Genomic DNA, 306 nt, shown 5'->3' on the forward strand with positions numbered 1-306 from the left:
GCGCGTACCCGGCGCGATGCCTTCTTCGGGCAGACCCTCTTCCTCGTTGTAGATCCAGCCGCAAATCAGGCAGACCCAGCTTTTGTATTCCGTCACTTCTATTACTTCGCTCACGACGCACTCTTCTTTGGTTCAATGCAATGATCTGCCAAGTCTGCCCCTTTTTTGGGCATGGCGGCGACCCGCAATATTACCGGAATTCGTCAACCGGGCCGTTGTTTGCCCATGCGGCATTGCGGCAATGCGCCCAAGCCGGCTGAAAGGCCCTGGTCACACACACCGTGTATGCTCTGACTCGCAGCCGAG

The 306-nt window shown here is 57.2% G+C and carries 1 protein-coding gene; it reads right to left on the bottom strand.

The annotated features are described in order from the left end of the window. On the bottom strand, window positions 1–114 hold a 114-nt coding region (locus SB771_RS33960; protein ID WP_410721911.1), incomplete at its 3' end, for a rubredoxin. Window positions 115–306: the final 192 nt, after the last annotated feature.

Source organism: Burkholderia sp. SIMBA_051 (assembly GCF_046534915.1).
Taxonomy (GTDB): Bacteria; Pseudomonadota; Gammaproteobacteria; order Burkholderiales; family Burkholderiaceae; genus Burkholderia; species Burkholderia ambifaria.